Annotated in this window: 20 protein-coding genes; 12 read left to right on the top strand and 8 right to left on the bottom strand. The window is 64.7% G+C overall.

From position 1 onward, the window contains the following. Positions 1-228: 228 nt before the first annotated feature. The 3 genes from EC845_RS22285 to EC845_RS04505 form a co-directional block, all read right to left on the bottom strand. Positions 229-372: a hypothetical protein gene (locus EC845_RS22285; RefSeq protein ID WP_158615610.1), complete on the bottom strand. Its 144-nt coding sequence runs from the start codon at positions 370-372 to the stop codon at positions 229-231. Positions 373-531: 159 nt separating this feature from the next. Next, a complete protein-coding gene (locus EC845_RS04510) occupies positions 532-789 on the bottom strand; it encodes a hypothetical protein (protein WP_123295985.1) in 258 nt (85 codons plus the stop codon). A 180-nt stretch (positions 790-969) separates the two neighbouring features. After that, on the bottom strand, positions 970-1890 hold the full coding sequence (locus tag EC845_RS04505) for a LysR family transcriptional regulator (protein ID WP_123295984.1): 921 nt from the start codon (positions 1888-1890) through the stop codon (positions 970-972). Between the two features lie 150 nt (positions 1891-2040). Here EC845_RS04505 and hmgA point away from each other — a divergent pair, with 150 nt between their 5' ends. The 3 genes from hmgA to maiA are packed head-to-tail and all read left to right on the top strand — an operon-like array spanning position 2041 to position 5320. Beyond that, positions 2041-3357, top strand: coding sequence for a homogentisate 1,2-dioxygenase (gene hmgA, locus EC845_RS04500; protein WP_123295983.1), 1317 nt, complete (start codon positions 2041-2043; stop codon positions 3355-3357). After that, positions 3354-4625: a fumarylacetoacetase gene (gene fahA / locus EC845_RS04495; protein WP_123295982.1), complete on the top strand. Its 1272-nt coding sequence runs from the start codon at positions 3354-3356 to the stop codon at positions 4623-4625. The genes hmgA and fahA overlap by 4 nt, the downstream gene beginning before the upstream one ends. Beyond that, the gene (gene maiA, locus EC845_RS04490) at positions 4622-5320 is read left to right on the top strand and encodes a maleylacetoacetate isomerase (protein ID WP_123295981.1); all 699 of its coding nucleotides are present in this window, start codon (positions 4622-4624) and stop codon (positions 5318-5320) included. The genes fahA and maiA overlap by 4 nt, the downstream gene beginning before the upstream one ends. An 80-nt stretch (positions 5321-5400) precedes the next feature. Here maiA and EC845_RS04485 read toward each other — a convergent pair whose 3' ends face one another. Further along, complete coding sequence (locus EC845_RS04485; protein ID WP_123295980.1) at positions 5401-5874, bottom strand: Lrp/AsnC family transcriptional regulator; 474 nt, start codon at positions 5872-5874, stop codon at positions 5401-5403. Positions 5875-6014: 140 nt separating this feature from the next. Here EC845_RS04485 and hppD point away from each other — a divergent pair, with 140 nt between their 5' ends. Together hppD and EC845_RS04475 are read left to right on the top strand one after the other, a co-directional pair. Then, positions 6015-7106: a 4-hydroxyphenylpyruvate dioxygenase gene (gene hppD / locus EC845_RS04480; RefSeq protein WP_123295979.1), complete on the top strand. Its 1092-nt coding sequence runs from the start codon at positions 6015-6017 to the stop codon at positions 7104-7106. A gap of 106 nt (positions 7107-7212) precedes the next feature. Beyond that, positions 7213-8358 carry an AI-2E family transporter gene (locus tag EC845_RS04475; RefSeq protein WP_123295978.1) on the top strand — a complete coding sequence of 382 codons (1146 nt, stop codon included), beginning with the start codon at positions 7213-7215 and terminating at the stop codon, positions 8356-8358. Here the strand turns inward: EC845_RS04475 and EC845_RS04470 are convergent, their stop codons facing one another. Then, positions 8359-8907 carry an NUDIX hydrolase gene (locus EC845_RS04470; RefSeq protein WP_123295977.1) on the bottom strand — a complete coding sequence of 183 codons (549 nt, stop codon included), beginning with the start codon at positions 8905-8907 and terminating at the stop codon, positions 8359-8361. A 14-nt stretch (positions 8908-8921) separates the two neighbouring features. Then, positions 8922-9620 (bottom strand): fumarylacetoacetate hydrolase family protein, encoded by a 699-nt coding sequence (locus tag EC845_RS04465; protein ID WP_123295976.1) that lies wholly within the window; start codon positions 9618-9620, stop codon positions 8922-8924. 152 nt (positions 9621-9772) lie between these two features. Here EC845_RS04465 and pgeF point away from each other — a divergent pair, with 152 nt between their 5' ends. The 6 genes from pgeF to dusA all read left to right on the top strand — a co-directional run bounded on the left by pgeF (position 9773) and on the right by dusA (position 16890). After that, the gene (gene pgeF / locus EC845_RS04460; RefSeq protein ID WP_123295975.1) at positions 9773-10669 is read left to right on the top strand and encodes a peptidoglycan editing factor PgeF; all 897 of its coding nucleotides are present in this window, start codon (positions 9773-9775) and stop codon (positions 10667-10669) included. Positions 10670-10938: 269 nt separating this feature from the next. After that, positions 10939-12690, top strand: coding sequence for a class I poly(R)-hydroxyalkanoic acid synthase (phaC, locus tag EC845_RS04455; protein ID WP_123295974.1), 1752 nt, complete (start codon positions 10939-10941; stop codon positions 12688-12690). Between the two features lie 209 nt (positions 12691-12899). Next, positions 12900-14078, top strand: a complete 1179-nt coding sequence (locus tag EC845_RS04450; RefSeq protein ID WP_123295973.1) for an acetyl-CoA C-acetyltransferase — start codon at positions 12900-12902, stop codon at positions 14076-14078. A gap of 196 nt (positions 14079-14274) precedes the next feature. Further along, positions 14275-15015: an acetoacetyl-CoA reductase gene (phbB, locus tag EC845_RS04445; protein ID WP_123295972.1), complete on the top strand. Its 741-nt coding sequence runs from the start codon at positions 14275-14277 to the stop codon at positions 15013-15015. Between the two features lie 223 nt (positions 15016-15238). After that, positions 15239-15697, top strand: a complete 459-nt coding sequence (locus EC845_RS04440; protein ID WP_123295971.1) for a Fur family transcriptional regulator — start codon at positions 15239-15241, stop codon at positions 15695-15697. 101 nt (positions 15698-15798) lie between these two features. After that, positions 15799-16890: a tRNA dihydrouridine(20/20a) synthase DusA gene (gene dusA / locus EC845_RS04435; RefSeq protein WP_123295970.1), complete on the top strand. Its 1092-nt coding sequence runs from the start codon at positions 15799-15801 to the stop codon at positions 16888-16890. A 267-nt stretch (positions 16891-17157) separates the two neighbouring features. On the opposite strand, the gene EC845_RS04430 is transcribed toward dusA, so the two are convergent. Further along, positions 17158-19392 carry an NADP-dependent isocitrate dehydrogenase gene (locus EC845_RS04430; RefSeq protein WP_123295969.1) on the bottom strand — a complete coding sequence of 745 codons (2235 nt, stop codon included), beginning with the start codon at positions 19390-19392 and terminating at the stop codon, positions 17158-17160. Between the two features lie 248 nt (positions 19393-19640). Here EC845_RS04430 and EC845_RS04425 point away from each other — a divergent pair, with 248 nt between their 5' ends. Then, on the top strand, positions 19641-20807 hold the full coding sequence (locus EC845_RS04425; protein ID WP_123295968.1) for an MFS transporter: 1167 nt from the start codon (positions 19641-19643) through the stop codon (positions 20805-20807). A gap of 12 nt (positions 20808-20819) precedes the next feature. Here EC845_RS04425 and EC845_RS04420 read toward each other — a convergent pair whose 3' ends face one another. Continuing rightward, a complete protein-coding gene (locus tag EC845_RS04420; RefSeq protein WP_233597925.1) occupies positions 20820-21878 on the bottom strand; it encodes a VWA domain-containing protein in 1059 nt (352 codons plus the stop codon). Positions 21879-21919: the final 41 nt, after the last annotated feature.

Here is a 21919-nt window from a genome sequence, read left to right as displayed (position 1 = left end):
TGGTTTTGAATGACGCCTGGCTTTGACGCGGGCGTTTTTCCTCGTGCGCGAAGGCTCGGGTGAAGCGGAAAGCTGAATGGGTTCTGCGGGGGCCGTGAGCACGACTTCCAAGCCGGTGTTGGCTGCCTTTTGGTGCCTTGCGGTCGGCGAATTTCGATGTTCGAGCCCGCAGTCAAAGGCCAGGTCGAACGAGAACGCTGCCGCCCGGGATGGGCGGCTTCGGATGCCTCACATCGGGGGCGTGTGGTGACGACGGAGGGCGGCCTGTTCCATGGCCTCGTCGGCACGTCCGGCGACGCGGATCAGGCTGAGTACCAGCATGCCGGTCAAGCTCCAAGCGAGCAGTCCTGCGAAGATCAGGGTCATGGTCATCACGGTGTCTCCATGAAAGATGTTTGCGTGAGACCAAGAATACGTTCGTGTTTAGACTCCAAAGCCTAGGGTTTACGCAAGAACCAAAGATATGAAAACCCCACTGCTGAAAACCCTCGAGGCGTTGAGCCATGGGGTTTCGACGTTTGGCGTGTGGAATCAGACGTCCGTGATGACGGAGTCCTTGGGTGGTGCGAAGAGGTGAGCTTCGAATTCGTCGATGGCGGTTTCGATGAACATGCGCAGACCGCATTCGAAATCGCGGGTGTCCAGGAATCCTTCAAGCTCGCACATGGCGCAGAAGAATTGCTCTTTCTGGCTCGGGGCAAGAAACAAGGCCGCGTGCGCCAGCAACATGCCGGTGCCTCTGGCTTGGAAGCGCAGAGTGCGTTCGAGGTCAGCCTGGGTGACAAACATTGGATTTCCAGCTTCCATGCAACGGTTATCTCCGGTGGAGATGCCTATGCATTGTCCTACTACGAATGTGTACATGAACGCATCGAATATGGGACAAGGTCAAGGGATAAAAACAACTGTCAGCTGTCGCTGCAGGCGTGTCCGACCCCGTCCGTCGGGCATGCAAGTCCGCGCACTTTTTCAGTCCCGGGTTTCGCCGAAAAGAGCCATGATCTGCGCGCGCAGCCAGGCATGAGCGGCATCCTGGTGGACGCGCCGATGCCAGAAGCAGTGGGTCGACAGGGTCGGCAGACGCAGGGGCGGATGGATCCAGACCAGACCGAGAGGCCGCGCAAACTGCTCGACCAGTTTGAAGGGCAGGGTGACGACGCAGTCGGATGTCGCGACCACGAATGGGGCCGAGAGAAAACTCGAGACCTGGTCGCCCCGGGAGGCATGAATTCCGGCTTTTTCCATGCGTTGCTGGATCTCGACATAAGGGCTGGCCGCGTTGGCGACGAACAGATGGCGTGCGTGGCGGTATTCGGCGACGGTCGTGGGCGGGTGGCTGGCGAATGGGTGGTCGCTGCGAAACAGGCACACGCAGGACTGGTCGAACAGCCGCTGCTGATAGGCGCTTCCGGGCATGTCCTCGAAGGGGCCGAGCGCGAGATCGACACGTCCGTCCTGCATGTCCTGGCGCAGGGTGGGCCCGCTGGTCTGGATGACCTTGAGCCGCACGAAGGGGGCATGCCGGGCGCAATGGGCAATCAGGCGTGGCATGAAGTAGACCTCGCCGACATCGGTCATGGCCAGGTTGAAGAGGCGCGTGTCGTGCGCAGGATCGAATTGTTCGCGCTGCGCAAAAGTGGATTGCAGCAAGACCATGGCCTCTTCGACGGGGGCCGCCAGTTGCATCGCCAGTGCCGTGGGCTGCATGGTGTTGCCTGCACGCACGAACAGTTCGTTGGCATAGGTGGTGCGCAGCCGCGCCAGTGCATTGCTGGCCGCCGGCTGAGACATGCCGAGGCGCACGGCGGTGGCTGAAATGCTGCGGGTCTGCATCAGGTCGCGCAGCACAACCAGCAGGTTGAGATCGATCTCGCGCAGGGTGGTCGTCATGGTGTATTGATTTGGTGAATGGGCTGTATTTTGCCGCCATGGTTGCCGTGATAGTTCGACGGCGACAGAATTTGCGTGGATGGACGGGATGCCCGCCTTGGTGGACGTGTGCCTCGGCACCGGACGCCCGATCACAAAGGAGACAAGCACATGACCAACGCAGATCAGCAGCCCCTGGCGTACCAGTCGGGGTTTGCCAACGAGTGGGCGACCGAGGCCCTGCCGGGGGCATTGCCGGTGGGCCGGAATTCGCCCCAGGTGTGCCCCTACGGCCTGTATGCCGAGCAGATATCGGGGACGGCATTTACCGCGCCGCGCCACCAGAACCGCCGCACGTGGTTCTACCGGATGAGGCCGGGCGCCGCGCATACGCCGTTCGAGCGCATGGACAACGGACGGCTGAGCACCGATTACAACGAAACGCCGACCACGCCCAACCAGTTGCGCTGGGATCCGATGCCGCTGCCGTCCGAGGGCGAGGCGATCGATTTCATTTCCGGGCTGTCGACCATGGCGGGCAATGGCGATCCCCATGCGCAAAGCGGTACGGCCATCCACATCTACAGCGCCAATCGGTCGATGACGCGCTTTTTCTACGATGCGGATGGCGAGCTGCTCATCGTGCCGCAGCAGGGGCGCCTGCGCGTGGCCACCGAATGCGGCGTGCTGGAGGTCGAGCCACAGGAGATCGTGGTGATCCCTCGGGGCCTGCGGTTCCGGGTCGAGCTGCCCGATGGCGCCTCGCGCGGTTATGTCTGCGAGAACTACGGTGCACCGTTCCAATTGCCCGATCTGGGTGTGATCGGCTCCAACGGTCTGGCCAATCCGCGCGATTTCCAGACACCCGTGGCCTGGTACGAGGACGTGGAAGGGGACTTCGACCTGGTGGCCAAGTTCATGGGCAACCTGTGGGTCGCCAAACTGGATCATTCGCCGCTCGACGTGGTGGCGTGGCATGGCAACTTCGCGCCGTACAAGTACGACTTGCGGCGTTTCAACACCATCGGATCGATCAGCTACGACCATCCGGATCCATCGATCTTTCTGGTGCTGCAGTCGCCCTCGGACACCCCGGGCGTCGACACCATCGATTTCGTGGTGTTTCCGCCGCGCTGGCTGGTCGCCGAGAAGACGTTCCGGCCGCCATGGTTCCACCGCAATGTCGCCAGTGAGTTCATGGGGCTGATCCACGGGGTCTACGATGCGAAGGCCGACGGCTTCAAGCCGGGCGGCGCGAGTCTGCACAACTGCATGAGCGGGCATGGGCCCGACGCGGCGACCTTCGAGAAGGCCAGCAAGGCGGACACGACGCAGGCGCACAAGGTCGATGCGACCATGGCCTTCATGTTCGAGACGCGCCATGTGATCCGGCCCACGCGTGCCGCGCTGGATTCTTCCGGCCTGCAGGCCAACTACCACCAGTGCTGGCTGGACGTCAAAAAACATTTCAATCCGGAGCAACGATGAGCGCAACCGTCAACGACACCCACGATCCCGCCCTGCGATGCTGGGTTGACTCGGCACAGCAGCCGGAGATCGATTTCCCGATCCAGAATCTGCCCTACGGGCGCTACCGGCAGGCGGGCAGCACACAAGGCTGGCGCATCGGCGTGGCCATCGGCGACCAGATCCTGGACCTGCGGGCCACGGGCCTGATCGACACGGACGATCTGAACGAACTGATGTCCTGGTCTTCCGAACAGCGGCTGCAACTGCGGCGTGCGATCTCGCTGGGCTTGCGCGAGGGCAGCGCGCAGCGCCAGGCGTGGTCGAAACTCTTGCTGGCGCAGAGCGAGGCGGAGATGACGGTGCCCTGCCGCATCGGCGACTACACGGATTTCTATACCGGCATCCACCATGCCACCGCCGTGGGCCGGCTGTTCCGTCCCGACCAGCCGTTGATGCCCAATTACAAGTGGGTGCCGATCGGTTATCACGGACGTGCATCGTCGATCAGGGTGAGCGGGCAGCAGTTCAAGCGTCCCCGTGGACAGACGAAGGCACCGGATGCGGCCGAGCCCAGCTTCGGTCCCAGCCGCCGTCTGGATTACGAACTCGAACTGGGTTTTTACGTGGCGCAGGGCAATGCATTGGGCGAGCCGCTGTCGATGGATGCGGCGGAAGAGCGCCTGTTCGGCGTGAGCCTGCTCAACGACTGGTCGGCGCGCGATCTGCAGGCCTGGGAGTACCAGCCGCTGGGCCCTTTTCTGTCCAAGAGTTTTGCCTCGACGGTATCGCCCTGGATCGTCACGGCCGAGGCGCTGGCGCCTTTTCGTGCTCCCTTCGTGCGCGATGCGGGCGAGCCTGCGCCACTGCCTTACCTCGACAGCGAGGGGAACCGGGCCAGCGGGGCGGTGGACATCATGCTGGAGGTCAGCATCCAGACCCGCCGCATGGCCGAGGCGGGCCAGCCTGCCGTGCGCCTGACTCTCGGCAACAGCCGCGAAGCCGCATACTGGACACCCGCGCAACTGCTCGCGCACCACACGGTGAACGGCTGCAACCTGCAGCCCGGTGACCTGCTGGGGTCGGGCACGCTGTCGGGGCCCCAGCCCGACCAATGCGGCTCGCTGCTGGAACTGACGGTGGGTGGCAAACAGCCGATCCAACTGCCCGGGGGCGAACAGCGTACCTTTCTCGAGGACGGCGACACACTGATCCTGCGCGGCTGGTGCGTGCGCGACGGTGCAGTCCGCATCGGTCTGGGCGAGGTGCGCGGGACGGTGCTGCCATGACGGCGCCCGGCACGGCCGCAGGGCCGGGGACACCGGCACACGACGGCTCGCGCAGCCTCTACACCTACTTTCGCAGTTCGGCTGCGTACCGGGTGCGCATCGCGCTGGGACTCAAGGGGCTGGATTACGAGGCGATTCCCGTGCACCTGCTCAAGGACGGCGGGCAGCAGCTTTCGCCGGCCTATCGCGAGGTCAATCCTTTCGGCCTGGTGCCCGCCTATGCCGAGGACGGCCGCACGCTGACGCAGTCGCTGGCCATCATCGAGTACCTCGACGAACGTTACCCGGAGGTGCCCTTGCTGCCGGGCTCGGCCTGGGAGCGTGCACAGGTTCGGCAACTGGCGCTGGCCGTGGCCTGCGAGATCCACCCGATCAACAACCTGCGGGTGCTCAAGTACCTGAGCCAGACGCTGGAGCTGCCCGAGACGGCGAAGCAGCAGTGGCTGCATCACTGGATGCAGTCGGGACTGGAGTCGCTGGAGGAAACGGTGGTGCGGATGGGGCAGGGCGGCGACTTCTGCGCCGGTTCGGCACCGACGCTGGCGGACTGCTGCCTGGTGCCCCAGTTGTTCAATGCCCGGCGATTCGGTGTGGACCTGACGCGCTGCCCGCGTCTGCTGGCGATCGACCAGGCCTGCGCCGCACGGCCGGCTTTCCAGTCCGCCCATCCCGACGCGCAGCCGGATGCGGCGTGAGTAACGCCGCGGCGTGATGCCGTGGCCCGAGGCGCGGGGCTCGGGTCCCGTCTGCCTTCCTTGTGCCACGGCCGATGGTGTCAGATCGGCAGTCCCACATCGCGCTTGACTGCATCGAGCACAAAGCTCGAGCGGCAGTCGCGCACGGCGGGATGGCGCAGCAGCGTTTCCGAGATGAAGTGGCTGAAGTGATCCATGTCAGACACCACGACCCGCAGCAGAAAATCCATTTCGCCGGTGAGCGCCACGCAGTCGATGACTTCGGGCCAGGCCTGGACGGACGCACGGAACTGGTCCATGGGACTGTGCAGGGCGTTGGTGCCGTGTTTTTCCAGGCGGACATTGATGTACGCCAGCAGTGTCTTGCCCACGGCCTTGGGCGCAATGACGGCCCGGTAACCCACGATCACACCGGATGCCTCGAGACGCTTGACGCGCCGAAGCACCGCGGAGGCCGAAAGACCGACGGCAGGAGCCAGCTCGTCGAAGGTCGCCCGCGCATTGACCTGAAGTTCACGAAGGATGCGTCTGTCGATGTCGTCGATCTGATCCATTGCGTATCTGATGCTTGTTTGCAGGAATACTGTGTATCTTAGGGTATTACTGATGGCCCGACGCAACTTGCCTGCGCGTGCGGCTGCCTACAGTGAAGGGAGAGTTTTTTATTCGCCCCTTCAACTTCGTGGAGCACGTTATGCCGGACCTGTTTGAAAATCCCATGGGCCTTCAGGGTTTCGAGTTCGTCGAGTTCGCATCGCCCACGCCGGGCGTTCTGGAAGACGCCTTCGAGCTGATGGGTTTCTCCGAAGTCGCGCGTCACCGATCCAAGGACGTTTCGCTCTATCGCCAGGGCGACATCAACTTCATCGTCAATCGGGAACCCAAGAGTGCGGCGGCCTACTTCGCCGCCGAGCATGGCCCCAGTGCCTGCGGACTGGCGTTTCGAGTCAAGGACGCACACCGGGCCTATGCCCGGGCGCTCGAGCTGGGTGCCCAGCCGATCGAGATCCCGACCGGACCGATGGAGCTGCGGCTGCCGGCGATCAAGGGCATCGGCGGTGCACCCCTGTATCTGATCGACCGTTTCGAGGAAGGCAAATCGATCTACGACATCGATTTCGAATTTCTGGACGGAGTGGACCGGCGGCCGGTGGGCCATGGTTTCCAGGTGGTCGATCACCTCACGCACAACGTCTACCGCGGCCGCATGGCGTTCTGGGCCGATTACTACGAGCGCCTGTTCAATTTCCGCGAGATCCGCTACTTCGACATCAAGGGCGAGTACACCGGCCTGGCGTCGAAGGCGATGACGGCACCGGACGGCATGATCCGCATCCCGCTCAACGAAGAGTCTTCCAAGGGCGCGGGACAGATCGAGGAATACCTGATGGCGTTCAACGGCGAAGGCATCCAGCACATCGCGCTGCTGACCGACGACATCTATGCGAGCGTCGACCGCCTGCGCGCAGCCGGCGTGCCGTTGATGAAGGCGCCGCCTTCGACCTATTACCGGATGCTGCAGGAGCGGCTGCCCCAGCACGGCGAGGACGAATCCGCACTCGAGGCGCGAGGACTGCTGCTGGATGGCACCACCGAGAACGGCCAGCAACGGCTGCTGCTGCAGATCTTCTCGGCAACGATGCTGGGGCCGGTGTTCTTCGAATTCATTCAGCGCAAGGGCGACGACGGCTTCGGGGCAGGCAACTTCAAGGCCTTGTTCGAGTCCCTGGAGCGGGACCAGATCGAGCGCGGCGTGCTGAAGGTGGACGAAGGCGCTGCGGCGTAGGCTGCTGCTGACAGCACGTCGGGCACGCCGGCCCGCCGTTCGGCCGGGGCAATTGCTATAGTCCCGGCACGCGTCGGTGGACCGGCGTGATATGGGATGGTGTGGAATGAATACTCCGAGTCTGCAGCGCGCAGTTTTCCTGCTGCTGCTGTGTGTTGTCACCGTGGCCTTCTGGGTCATTCTGTGGCCGTTTTTTGGCGCCGTGTTCTGGGGCGTCGTGTTGGCGATTCTGTTCACGCCCTTGCACCGGTGGCTGCTGGCCAAGATGCCGCGCCGGCGCAACGTGGCGGCGTTGCTGACCTTGTCGTTCTGTCTGCTGATCGTGATCCTGCCGCTGCTGGCCATTCTGGCTTCGCTGATCCAGGAGACCGTGCTGGTCTATCAACGTGTGCAGTCGGGGCAGCTCGACTTCGGCGCCTACCTGCAGCAGGTGCTGCTGGCCATGCCCGAATGGATGCTGAGCCTGCTCAACCGTCTGGGGCTGGGCGATCTGGCTTCTCTGCAGGACAAGCTGACGGCGGGTGCCGCGCAGGCCAGCCAGTTCGTGGCGACGCAAGCGATCAACATCGGGCAGAACACGTTCCAGTTCATCATCAGCTTCGGCGTGATGATGTATCTGCTGTTTTTCCTGCTGCGCGACGGCCGCAGCCTGGTCACGCGCATCATCGAGGCGATTCCGCTCGAGCCCGACCACAAGCGCCGCCTCATTGCCAAGTTCACCACGGTGACGCGCGCCACGGTCAAAGGCAATGTCATGGTGGCCGTGACGCAGGGCGCCTTGGGCGGCATCGCCTTCTGGTTCCTGGGGATTCAGGGCGTGCTGCTGTGGTCGGTGCTGATGGCGTTCCTGTCGCTGCTGCCGGCGATCGGTGCGGGGCTGATCTGGGCGCCCGTGGCGATCTATTTCCTGGCATCGGGCCAGTTGGCCCAGGGACTGGGACTGATTGCCTACGGTGTGCTGGTGATCGGCATGGTGGACAACGTGCTGCGCCCCATTCTGGTAGGCAAGGACACACGCATGCCCGACTACGTGGTCCTGATCTCGACCATCGGCGGCATGGCGCTCATGGGCATCAACGGATTCGTGATCGGCCCTGTCATCGCGGCACTGTTCATCTCGGCCTGGGGCTTGTTCGTGGGCCGCGAGGACGAGGACGATCTGCCCGCCGATCGCCAGGTGCCTGTGCTGCCCAAGGCCCCGGCGCCAGTCGAGCTGCCGGCGGGCAAGGCCCGCAGCGGCAAGCCCGACTGATCAGGCGATGTCGCCGGCGTGCACCGTGTAGGTGCCGCGGCGGCGGTCTTCGAAAAACCACTCGAGCGTCTGGCGCACGGTGCGGAAGGCCAGGTCGTCCCAGGGGATTTCATCTTCGGCAAACAGCTGGGCCTCGATGGTCTCCGGGCCGGGGTCGAAGCGGTCGCTGGTCAGCGTGGCCAGATAGAACAGGTGGACCTGGCCCACCCTGACCACGTTCAGCAGGCTGAACAAGGGGCCTATTTCGAACTGCGCGCCGGCTTCTTCCACGGTTTCGCGTGCGGCTCCGTCGGCGGTGCTTTCGTCGAGCTCCATGAAACCGGCGGGCAGCGTCCACTTGCCGTAGCGCGGCTCGATGTTGCGGCGGCACAGCAGGATCCTGTCTTGCCAGACCGGCACGGTCCCGACGACGTTGAGCGGATTCTCGTAATGGATGGTGCCGCAGGCCGGACAGACCGCGCGCTCGCGGCTGTCCATGTCGTCGGGCACACGGTAGACCACAGCCGTGCCGCACTGGCGGCAGTGGCGTATCGTTCGGGGCGTGATCAACGGCACGGGCGGGTTCAGGCGGACAGCTTGACGCTCAGGGTGCCGACACCGTCGACACCCCCGTACAGCGTATCGCCTGGCACCACGGCGGCCACGCCGGCCGGTGTGCCCGTGTAGATCAGATCGCCGGGCGCCAGCGTCCAGAGCTTGGAGATGTGTTCGATGGTTTCGGCGATGTTCCAGATCAGCTTGGCGACGGTGCTGCGCTGACGGTCTTCTCCGTTGACCTGCAGCCAGATGGCTGCGGACTCGACGGCACCCGCCTGTGCGGCGGGCGTGATGGCGCTGATGGGCGCGCTGAGCTCGAAGCCCTTGGCTGCGCACCAGGGGCGGCCCTGCTTCTTGGCTTCGGCCTGCAGGTCGCGGCGGGTCATGTCGAGGCCGACGGCATAACCGTAGACGTGCGCCAGGGCATCGGCTGCGGCGATGTTGCTGCCGCCCTTGCCGATGGCCACCACCAGCTCGATCTCGTGGTGCAGATCCTGGGTGACGCCGGGGTAGGGCAGGTCGGCGGTTTCGGTGCCGTTGACGACCAGCACGGCATCGGCCGGTTTGAGGAAAAAGAAGGGGGCTTCACGGCCGGTATGGCCCATTTCCTGCGCGTGTTCGACATAGTTGCGACCCACGCAATAGATGCGGTGGACCGGGAAACGATCGGTGCTGCCGACAACCGGGACGGTGACGACGGGAGCGGGCGCAAATACGTAGCTCATTCGGGACAACCTCTTGAATGCAATGGAAATGGATGCGCCAGCAGTTTGCCATGACTGGCCAACGACTGCAGCAAGTGCGGCCGTCGCCGCCGCGGAGGGACTCTTGGCCCTCTGCCGGGCTCTACACTGGCAGGATGATCTCATTGTCTCCGATGCAAGCCACGACCGGCCCGAGCGGCACGCCCGGGCCGCTGTCCCCGAACGATCTGCTGTTTCCCGAATGGCCGGCGCCAAAGGCCGTGAAGGCGGTGTTCACCACCCGCCGCGGCGGTGTGTCCCGTGCGCCGTTCTCGTCGATGAATCTGGGCACCCATGTGCGCGACGAGGCCTCGGCCGTTGCGGAGAACCGAGAGCGCCTGCAGGCCTGGTTGCAGGCCGAGGGAGCCCGGCGAGCCGTGTTCCTCGACCAGGTGCATGGCACGGTCGTCGAGCCGTTGCGGCGAACCACCGCCGACGGCTGCTGTGCCGATGCGGCGCTGGCGACCCAGCCGGGTCTGGTCTGCACGGTCATGGTGGCGGACTGTCTGCCGATTCTGCTGACCACACGCACCGGCCGGGCGGTGGTGGCCGTGCATGCGGGCTGGCGTGGCCTGGCGGGCGTCCAGGGCCAGGGCGTGCTCGAGCGCGCGGTGGCCGCGCTGCGCGAGGCCGAGGCCGAACGGACTCCCGGAGAGCCGGCGCCGCATATCCTGGCCTGGCTGGGGCCGTGTATCGGTCCCCGGCGCTTCGAAGTGGGCTTCGAGGTGCGCGAGGCTTTCGGGACGGCGGGGCAGGCCTGTTTCCACCCTCTGCCTGCTGCGGGCAAGTTGCTGGCCGACTTGCCTGGGCTCGCCCGGTTGCGCCTGGGTGCCCTGGGGGTCACTGGCATTTACGGCAACGACGGCGGCGACGCGTGGTGCACGGTGATGCAGGACGCGCTGTATTTCTCCCACCGCCGTGATGCGGCGCGGCTGGGCTCGACGGGACGCATGGCCGCCTGCATCTGGATCGACGAGACCGGCAGCGGCCTTGCCGGTCGACACGGCACCGGCGGCACCCGCTCGTCCTGAGGGCTCCCCGGCTCCCCGGGGCTCTTGCAGTGGATTCGCTTCGGCGCGCCTTCAACGAAAAAAGCGGAAGCAAGTTTCAAGGAGGGTCAAACAACAGGGTTAGACTGTTTCACCATGCCGAGCGCGAGAGCCGGGACCTGAAGGAGGCTGGCGCGCGCTGAGGCTTTGAGGAGACTTGCATGACAGCCAAACGCGACGAGCCCAGCGCCGCCGATTTGTTTCAACAATGGCTAGCTTCGAGTTGGGCGTCCGCTGCCCGGCCAGGTGCCATGCCGGCCGGAGCCGACGGTGCCAACTGGCTGAAGGCCTGGCAAGACCAGTTGCAGGCCCAGGGGCTGGCGTTTCCGCCCGCTGCCACGCCGGGCCCGTTTGCAGGCTGGGAAGGTCGGACGCCGGCCGCTGCGCCGCAGTTGTCCTTCGACATGGGCAAGCTGCAAGAGGTGCAGCAACGCTACCTCGAGGACACCCGGGCATTGCTCAAGGCGCCCGGTGCCGCTGCCGCGGACGGCGAGGTTGCCCAGCCGGCGCCGACCAGCCGCGACAAGCGGTTTTCTTCCGAGGCCTGGCGCAGCAATCCGCTGGCTGCTTATGCCGCACAGTCTTACCAGGCGAACGCACGGGCGCTGCAAGGCATGGCCGAGGCGCTGGAGGGCGACGACAAGCAGCGGGGCCGTGTCCGCTTTGCTATCCAGCAGTGGATAGACGCGATGGCCCCCAGCAATTTCCTCGCGCTGAATCCCGATGCACTGAAAAAAGCCATCGACACACAGGGCGAAAGCATCACGCGTGGCATGCACAACCTGCTCGGCGATTTGCGCCGGGGGCACATGTCGCAGACCGACGAAACGGTGTTCGAGGTGGGCCGCAACATGGCGACCACGGAAGGGGCCGTGGTGTTCGAGAACGCCTATTTCCAGCTCATCGAATACAAGCCGACGACGGCCAAGGTGTATGAACGGCCGCTGCTGATCGTGCCGCCCTGCATCAACAAATACTACATTCTCGATCTGCAGCCCGAGAACTCCCTGGTGCGTTATGCCGTCGAGCAGGGCATGCACACCTTTGTGGTGAGCTGGCGCAATCCGGATGCCAGCCTGGCCCAGGCCACCTGGGACGACTACATCGAGCAGGCCGTGATCCAGGCCATCGCGGTCACGCGCCAGATCGGCGGCCAGGACAAGCGCGGGGGGCAGATCAACACGCTGGGTTTCTGCGTCGGCGGAACGCTGCTGGGGACGGCCCTGGCGGTGCTGGCGGAGCGGGGCCAGGACTGGGTCTCGAGCGTGACGCTGCTGACGACTTTCCTCGATTTCGACGACACGGGCGTGCTCGATCTGTTCATCGACGAGTCGTTCATTCGCCTGCGCGAGATGCAACTGGGTCAGGGCGGTCTGCTCAAGGGCCAGGAACTGGCCTCGACCTTCAGTTTCCTGCGACCCAACGAGCTGGTCTGGAACTATGTGGTGGGCAACTACCTGAAGGGCGAGACGCCCCCGGCATTCGATTTGCTGTACTGGAACAGCGATGCCACCAACCTGCCCGGGCCGTTCTATGCCTGGTACCTGCGCAACACGTATTTCGAGAACAATCTCGCCCAGCCCGGCAAGGTCACGGTGTGCGGTTCACCGGTGGACTTCGGCGCGGTGGACATCCCCGCGTATCTCTACGGCTCGCGCGAAGACCATATCGTGCCGGTGGCCGGCGCCTATGCGAGCACCCGGCTGCTGGGCGGACCGGTCCGGTTCGTGATGGGGGCGTCGGGCCATATCGCGGGCGTGATCAATCCGCCGGCCAAGAAAAAACGCAGCTACTGGACGCTCGACGACGACGCGGCCCTGCCCGAAACGTGGGGCGAGTGGGCCGAGGCCGCCGAGGAACAACCGGGCAGTTGGTGGCCCGACTGGGCGCAATGGCTGGCCGGGCATGCCGGCAAGTCGGTGAACGCGCCCAAGACCTATGGCGGCAAGACCCATGCGGCCATCGAGCCGGCTCCGGGTCGTTATGTGCGGGCCAAGGCATGAGCCCGAACCCCCGGGATTGCGCGCAATATTTTGCAAGCCAGGGTTTTCCTCGGGAGGGCGAGTCACGATCCAGGGTTTAACATCGATACCGTGTTTTGTGCAGTGCAGCATCCCGCGAACGGGGTGCGGTTTTACAAGAATGGGCAACGGCAGCCCGCATGCGCTTCTGTATGCAGCCGTCCCGAATTGACTGAAAGAGATCGCGAATCATGGAAGACATCGTCATCGTTTCTGCAGCCCGTACTGCCGTGGGCAAGTTCGGCGGTTCGCTGGCCAGCGTGCCGGCCGTCGATTTGGGCGCCACCGTGATCAAGGCCCTGCTCGAGCGCGCCAAGCTCACGCCCGACCAGATCGGCGAAGTGATCCTGGGCCAGGTGCTGACAGCCGGCGCGGGACAGAATCCCGCCCGCCAGGCCCTGATCAAATCCGGCGTGACCCGCGAGACGCCTGCGCTCACCATCAATGCGGTCTGCGGTTCGGGCCTCAAGGCCATCATGCTGGCGGCACAGGCCGTGGGCACGGGCGACAGCGACATCGTGGTGGCCGGCGGCCAGGAGAACATGAGCCGTTCCCTGCACGCGCTGCCCAACTCGCGTGAAGGCCAGCGCATGGGCGACTGGAAACTGATCGACACCATGATCGTCGACGGCCTGTGGGACGTCTACAACCAGTACCACATGGGCATCACGGCCGAGAACGTGGCCAAGAAATACAAGATCAGCCGCGAACAGCAGGACGCGCTGGCTTTTGCCAGTCAGTCGAAGGCGATCGCCGCGCAGGACGCCGGCCGGTTCAAGGACGAGATCGTGCCGGTGGAGATTCCCCAGCGCAAGGGCGATCCGCTGCGCTTCGACGCGGACGAATACATCAATCGCAAGACCAGCGAAGATGCGCTGTCCGGCTTGCGCCCGGCTTTCGACAAGGAAGGATCGGTCACGGCGGGCAATGCCTCGGGCATCAACGACGGTGCCGCGGCGGTGCTGGTCACGACGGCCCGCAAGGCCGAGGAACTGGGGCTGACGCCGCTGGCGCGCATCGCCAGCTACGCCACCAGCGGTCTCGACCCGGCCTACATGGGTATGGGCCCGGTGCCCGCCTCGCAAAAGGCACTGGCGCGTGCCGGCTGGCGTGCGGCCGATCTGGATCTGCTCGAGATCAACGAAGCCTTTGCAGCGCAGGCCTGTGCGGTCAACCAGGAAATGGGCTGGGATACCAGCAAGATCAATGTGAACGGCGGTGCGATCGCCATCGGCCATCCCATCGGCGCATCGGGTTGCCGCATCCTGGTGACGCTGCTGCATGAAATGCAGCGCCGCGGTGCCAAGAAAGGTCTGGCGTCGCTGTGCATCGGCGGCGGCATGGGCGTGGCCCTGACGCTGGAACGCTGATCTGCCGGTTCGAATCGGGTCATGCAAGGGTTTTGCGAGGGTTTGTCATGACCCGGCCGGCCGAACGGGCCGGTACATAGTTTGCTAGTCTCAATGTCATCGTGTCCCGACCCGCTCGCGTGGGTTCAGGGTCGGGAAGACGAAGAAAAGCCGCTGGAGCGAGCGGCCACCATCAACGGAACAGGAGTAAGGTTTTATGAGTCAGAAGAAAGTAGCGTATGTCACGGGCGGTATGGGTGGCATCGGTACCGCCATCTGCCAGCGCCTGTGTCGTGACGGATTCAAGGTGATTGCAGGTTGCGGACCGAGCCGGGATTACGTGCTCTGGCTGGGCGAGCAGAAAGCGCTGGGGTACGACTTCTATGCGTCGGTCGGCAATGTGAGCGACTGGGATTCCACCGAAGCGGCATTCAGCAAGGTCAAGGAGGAACACGGTCCGGTGGCGGTGCTGGTGAACAATGCCGGCATCACGCGGGACGGCCAGTTCCGCAAGATGAGCAAGGCCGACTGGGATGCCGTGATCTCCACCAACCTCAACAGCATGTTCAACGTCACCAAGCAGGTGCTCGACGACATGATCGAGGCGGGCTGGGGCCGCATCATCAACATTTCGTCGGTGAACGGGCAAAAGGGCCAGTTCGGCCAGGTCAACTACTCCACGGCCAAGGCGGGCCTGCACGGTTTCACCATGGCGCTGGCGCAGGAAGTGGCCAGCAAGGGTGTGACGGTCAACACCGTGAGCCCGGGTTACATCGGAACCGACATGGTGCGTGCCATCCGTCCCGACGTGCTCGACAAGATCGTGGCGACGGTTCCCGCCCGCCGTCTCGGTGCGCCGGAAGAGATCGCTTCGATCATTGCCTGGCTGGCGTCGGAAGAAGGCAGCTATGCCACGGGCGCCGATTTCTCGATCAACGGCGGTCTGCACATGGGCTGATCGCGGTCTGCCGGCAGATGCCGGCGGACCGATGGCCGCCTGGAATTTGCCGGGCGGCGCATGATTGCCGATAATGGCGTCTCGAAGCAACCGTCGGCTGCCGCCGACGGTTTTTTTATTAGCGGCCCGCCGTCTCGTCGTGCGGGTCTGCTCGAATGCGGCCTTTCGCCGGTTTGCCAGTGAGCTGGCTGGCCGGGCGGTTGTGCCGCTGTCCCCGGAATCCATGGAACGTCATACCCGCCAACGCCACGCCATCCAGCAAGCCATCGACGAGGCTCGCCGTCCGCTTTCTCCGCAAGAAGTGCTGGAGGCCTCGCAGGTGGAAGTCCCCGGCATGGGGATCGCCACGGTCTACCGAAACCTGAAGATGATGCTGGAGGCCGGCAGCATCGAGCTGGTGGTCTTGCCCGGCGACAACGCACGGTACGAAAGCCGACATGCGGCGCAGCACCACCACCATCATTTTCAGTGCAGGACTTGCGGCAAGGTGTTCGATGTGCAGGGGTGCGTGGACGGCTATGCCAAGCTCGCGCCGCCCGGTTTCACGGTCGAGGATCACGAGCTGACGCTGTATGGAAGCTGCGCGGACTGTGCGGGGCAGGGCGGGAAGGCGGCTTCGGCATCGTCCTGTCCGGTGGATGGGCATGGACATGATCATGCCCATGGACACCGTCACGATTGAATGGGCGGCGGTTTGCGGGTCTCGTCGCAGCCCCGGGGGAATCAGGTTTTTTTGAGGTTTGAGGATGCCCCGCAGGCGATGCAGAGTGGGTTTTCGGAACGATGATTGAGAATAAAACGATTGATGATCAAGGGATTGCGACCTATCCGCGCCTTTCGGTCGCCCCGATGCTCGATTGGACCGATCGGCATTGCCGGTATTTCCATCGGCTGTTGAGCCGGCAGGCGCTGCTGTACACCGAGATGGTGACGACGGGTGCGCTGCTGCATGGCGATGTGCCGCGGCATCTGCGGTTCCATGCGGTCGAGCATCCTGTGGCCTTGCAGTTGGGCGGAAGCGAGCCGGCCGATCTGGCACAGGTTGCGCGGCTGGGCGAGCAGTGGGGGTATGACGAGATCAACCTGAACTGCGGCTGTCCCTCCGAACGGGTGCAGCGCGGGGCATTCGGTGCCTGCCTGATGGCGGAGCCGGGCCTGGTGGCCGACGGCGTGAAGGCGATGCGGGATGCGGTTTCGATTCCGGTGACGGTCAAGCACCGGATCGGGATAGACCGTGAGGAACGCTACGATTTTGTGCGGGACTTCGTGGGGCAGGTGAGCGAAGCGGGCTGCCGGACGTTCATTGTCCATGCCCGCAATGCCTGGCTCAAGGGGTTGTCGCCGAAAGAGAACCGCGACATTCCGCCGCTGCGATACGAACTGGTGCATCGGCTCAAGCAGGATTTCCCCGACCTGCACATCGGCATCAATGGCGGCATCAGCCAGGATGCGCAGGTGGCCGAGCAACTGCAGCGGGTGGACAGCGTGATGATCGGGCGCGAGGCTTATCACAACCCGTGGTGGCTGAGCACCTGGGATGCGCTCTACATGGATGGCGCCCCCCGCAATGGAGAGCCCCTGACCCGCGAAGCGGTTGAAACGGCCATGGTGGCGTACATGCAGCAGGAGGCCCGGGCGCATGGCACGGGTTGGCCGTCGATCGCGCGTCACATGCTGGGGCTGCGCCACGGGCTGCCCGGTGCAAGGCGCTGGCGGCAGGTCTGGAGCGACCACAAGCTCAAGCACCTCGATCCGGAGGCCGTGATGGCGCTGGCCCATGGCGGCGTGCGGGGGTCCGATGGCCTGGATGGCGACGAGGCAGCGGTTGCCGGGAACGCATCGTCACGCCTGACCGCAGACGCTGTGACCGACTGAAAGCCGTCTTCCGGCAAGTGCAGACGATCCGCGGCCATGGGCCATGCGGCGGGCTTGCGCGCACGGTCCGGGTGGCGATTCGAACGGGCGGTCGACGATCCCGCCCGGGCTGCGATTGCGCAGAGCTGGCTGCACCATGAAAAAACCACGCGATGTCTGGCGACATGCGTGGTTTTTTGTTTGGAGTTTGCGCCCCGGATCCGATTGACTCGGGTGCCGGGCAGGCACCGTCTGGCGACGGCACCGGTCAGGCACTTTGCGACGAGATCAGCCTTGCGCCGACGCCAGGGCGGCGTTGAAGGTGGCGCTGGGGCGCATCACGGTGGCGAGCTTCTCGAAATCGGGCTTGTAGTAGCCACCGATGTCGACCGGCTGGCCTTGCACGTCGTTGAGTTCGGCGACGATCTTGGCTTCGTTGGCGGTGAGTTGTTGAGCCAGGGCGGTGAACTTGCCTGCCAGTTCCTTGTCGTCGGTCTGGGCGGCGAGTTCCTGAGCCCAGTACAGGGCGAGGTAGAACTGGCTGCCGCGGTTGTCGAGCTGGCCGGCCTTGGGCAGGGGGTTCTTGTTGTTGTCGAGCAGCTTGCCCGTGGCCACGTCGAGGGTGGTGGCCAGAACCTTGGCGCGGGGGTTGCCGGTCTTCTGGCCCAGTTCCTCGAGCGAGGCGGCCAGGGCGAGGAACTCGCCCAGGGAATCCCAGCGCAGATGGTTCTCTTCGACCAGTTGCTTGACGTGCTTGGGCGCAGAGCCACCGGCACCGGTTTCATACATGCCGCCACCGGCCATCAGCGGCACGATGGAAAGCATCTTGGCGCTGGTGCCGAGTTCCATGATGGGGAACAGGTCGGTCAGGTAGTCGCGCAGGATGTTGCCGGTGACTGAGATGGTGTCGAGGCCGCGGATGACACGTTCGAGCGTGTAGCGCATGGCGCGCACTTGCGACATGATCTGGATGTCGAGACCCTGGGTGTCGTGGTCCTTGAGGTAGGTCTCGACCTTCTTGATGAGCTCGGCTTCGTGCGGGCGATAGGGATCGAGCCAGAACACGGCGGGCATGCCCGAGTTGCGGGCACGGGTGACGGCCAGCTTGACCCAGTCGCGGATCGGATCGTCCTTGACCTGGCACATGCGCCAGATGTCGCCTTGCTCGACGTTCTGCGACATGAGCACTTCACCGGTGGCCAGGTCGACGATGTTGGCCACGCCGTCTTCGAGGATCTCGAAGGTCTTGTCGTGCGAGCCGTATTCTTCGGCCTTCTGCGCCATCAGGCCCACGTTGGGCACGGTGCCCATGGTGGTCGGGTCGAAGTTGCCGTTGGTCTTGCAGAAGTTGATGACTTCCTGGTAGATGCGGGCAAAGGTGCTCTCGGGGATGACGGCCTTGGTGTCCTGGGGTTTGCCGTTGGCATCCCACATCTTGCCGCCGATGCGGATCATGGCGGGCATCGAGGCGTCGACGATCACGTCGTTGGGCGCATGCAGGTTGGAGATGCCCTTGGCCGAGTCGACCATGGCCAGCGACGGACGGTGCTCGTGGCAGGCGTGCAGGTCGCGGATGATCTCTTCCTTCTTGGACGAAGGCAGGGTGTCGATCTTTTCGTAGAGGTTGACCAGGCCGTTGTTGACGTTCACGCCGAGTTCGTCGAACAGCGCGCCGTGCTTGGCAAAGGCTTCCTTGTAGAAGATCTTGACGGCGTGGCCGAAGACGATGGGGTGCGAGACCTTCATCATGGTGGCCTTGACGTGCAGCGACAGCATCACGCCGGTCTTGCGCGCGTCTTCGAACTGCTCTTCGTAGAAGTCGCACAGCGCCTTCTTGCTCATGAACATGCTGTCGATGATCTCGCCGGCCTTGAGGGCCACCTTGGCCTTGAGCACGGTGGTCTTGCCGTCCTTGCCGATCAGCTCCATCTTGACGTCGCGGGCGGATGCCACGGTCAGGGACTTTTCGCCATGGTAGAAGTCGCCGTGCTTCATGTGCGCGACGTGGGTGCGCGAAGCCATGCTCCATTCACCCATGCTGTGCGGGTTCTTGCGGGCGTAGTTCTTGACGGCGGCCGGGGCGCGGCGGTCGGAGTTGCCTTCGCGCAGCACGGGGTTGACGGCACTGCCCAGGCACTTCGAATAGCGTTGGCGGATGGCCTTTTCTTCTTCGGTCTTGGGATCTTCGGGGTAGTCGGGGACCTTGTAGCCCTTGGCCTGCAGTTCCTTGATGGCGCTGGTCAGCTGGAACAGCGAGGCGCTGATGTTGGGCAGCTTGATGATGTTGGTGTCGGGCAACAGGGTCAGCTTGCCGAGTTCGGCGAGGTTGTCCGGAACACGTTGCTCTTCGGTCAGGAATTCGGGGAACTCGCCCAGAATGCGGCCCGCGACCGAGATGTCGCTGGTGGTGACGTCGATGCCGGCGGGGGCAGTGAAGGTGCGGATGATCGGCAGGAATGCGCTGGTGGCGAGCAGCGGAGCTTCGTCGGTGAGTGTGTAGATGATGGTAGGTTGGGTACTCATGGCTTGTCTCGGTCGAAAAAAAGTCCGGGCATGTGACCTGCGAGGCTGCAGGTGGATGACCACTGCGGGATTTTGCCTGATATTGCTGTCGGGACACCTCACCCTGCTCGGCGGGGGCAAAATTGCCGCTGTCGGTGAAGGGTGCGGGACGGCTTTCCGGGGCCCTGCAACCGCGTGCAGGCCAGTGGGGGCGCGGCTGGCGCACAATTCGTCCACCGGGCGCCCGCCCTTCGATATCTGACTGTTTTATGAAGTTTCCGCTGTTGTCGCTGGCCGCTGGAGGCTTTGCGATCGGCATGGCCGAGTTCATGCTGATGGGCGTGCTGCCCAATATCGCGCAGAGCCAGGGCGTGAGCATTCCGGCGGCCGGCCATCTGATTTCGGGCTACGCCCTGGGGGTGGTGATCGGTGCCCCGCTGCTGGTGGCGCTGGCCGACCGCTACCCGCCGCGCAACATCCTGGTGGCCCTGATGGTGATGTTCGGGCTCTTCAACGCGCTGTTCGCCCTGGCGCCGACCTACGAACTGATGTTTGTCGCACGCCTCTTCTCGGGTCTGCCGCATGGTGCCTTCTTTGGTGTCGGGGCGGTGGTGGCAGGCCAGCTTGCCGGCCGCGGCAAGGAAGGGCAGGCGATGGCGCTGATGTTCTCGGGGCTGACCGTGGCCAATATCGTCGGCGTGCCGCTCGGCACCTGGATCGGCCATGTGCTGAGCTGGCGGCTGTCCTTCGTGGGCATCGCGCTGGTGGCGCTGCTGGCGGCCTGGTGCATCAGGCGCTGGCTGCCGCAACTGCCGCCGAGCCCGGCAGCCCATCTCACGGACAGCCTGCGTTCGTTCCTGCGACCGCGTTTCTGGTTCATCGTCGGGGCGTCGGCGATCGGCACGGGCGGCATCTATGCCTGGATCAGTTACATCGCGCCGATGATGACGGAGGTGGCGGGCGTGGACCCGGCCTCGGTCTCGCTGGTGATGGTGCTGGCGGGGACCGGCATGGCGCTGGGCAATTACCTGGGCGGCCGGTTGACCGATCGCGTGTCGCCCTTGAGGGCCACCCGCCAACTGCTGCTGGCGATGGCGGTGGTCTCGGTGCTGGTGGCCCTGACGGCACCTTCCAAGCCCCTGGCGCTGGTCATGGCCTTTGTGACGGGGGCCGTGTCGTTTGCGGTGATTGCGCCGCTGCAGGTGCTGATGATCGACAACGCGGAAGGCTCAAAGATGCTGGCCTCGGCCATGATCCAGTCGACTTCGAACATCGGCAATGCCCTGGGCGCCTACCTGGGCGGGCTGACGATTGCGGCGGGCTGGGGCTACACCTCGCCGCAGTATGTCGGGGCTGCGCTGGCCCTGACGGGGGCGCTGTGCTGCCTGGGCATCAAGCGGGCAGGGCCGAGACCCCCTTCTGCGGCAGGGGGCTGACAAGCGGCGTGCTCAGACGATGCGGTTGAACCAGGCCAGCGACAGGGCGGCCGAGAGCATGGCCAGAAGGGCTGCGGCCAGGGCGACCAGGCTGGAGATCTCGGTTTCCTTGGTTTCGAGCGCAAACCGCGAGCTGAGCGATTCGTAGACCTTGCTGAGGTCGGTGGCGTTGCCGGCATAGAAGTAGTCGGCCCGGGTCGACTGGGCGACGGTCTTGAGGGTTTCGTCGTCGAGCCGGGCGCGCATCGACCAGCCTTCGAAGCCGATGGTCTCGCCCTCGGGCGTGCCCACGCCGACGGTGTAGACACGCACGCCCCGGTCGGCCGCGAACTTGGCGGCTTCGAGCGGATCCACGCCGGTGGTGCGTTGGCCGTCGGTCAGCATGATGACCGCCGCCGAGGTGTAGGAGCCGGGCGGCACGGGCGCCGGGGTCTTGGCGCCGTCGTTGAGCGCGGGGCCCTGGCCGATGCGCATGCTGCTGCGCGAGGGGCGTTCGTCGCTCAGCGCCTCGATGTCGATGCCGGCATCGGGGAACAGGGTGGCCATGGCCATCATGATGCCGTTGCCGGTGGCCGTGCCCCGCTGGAGCTGGAAGCGGTCGATGGCGGTGTTGAGATCCTCGCGATTGAGCGTGGGGAGCTGAGCGATGTGGGCGCTGCCGGCGAAGGCGACGAGGCCGACCTTGATGTGGCGCGGCAGGTCGGCCAGGAAGGTCTTGACCGCGGCCTGGGCGGCTTCGAGGCGGTTGGGCTTGACGTCGGTGGCGCGCATGCTGCCGGAGACATCGACGGCCAGGATGATGGTCTGCTGGTCCGAGGGCAGGCTGACCACGGCATGGGGCCGGGCCGCGGCGATCAGCATGGCGACCAGGGCCAGCAGAAACAGGGCGGGGGGGATGTGGCGCCTGACGCTCTGTCCCGGTCCCATGGCGGCGCGGATGATGGACAGGCTGGCGTAGTTGAGCGCCGTCTTGCGCCGGCGCCGAAGCAGCCAGACATAGGCGGCGATCAGCAGGGGCACGACCAGCAGCAGCCAGAGGAACTGGGGCCAGAGGAAGGTGACGGGCATCATGTTCGGCTCCTTGGGCAACTGGGGTCGGGCGGTGGCTGGGA

The sequence above is a fragment of the Comamonas sp. BIGb0124 genome (assembly GCF_003752175.1).
Classification (GTDB): Bacteria; Pseudomonadota; Gammaproteobacteria; order Burkholderiales; family Burkholderiaceae_C; genus Comamonas_F.
The sequence above is the reverse complement of the archived record's forward strand: the minus strand, read 5'-3'. Positions and strand labels throughout refer to the sequence as shown.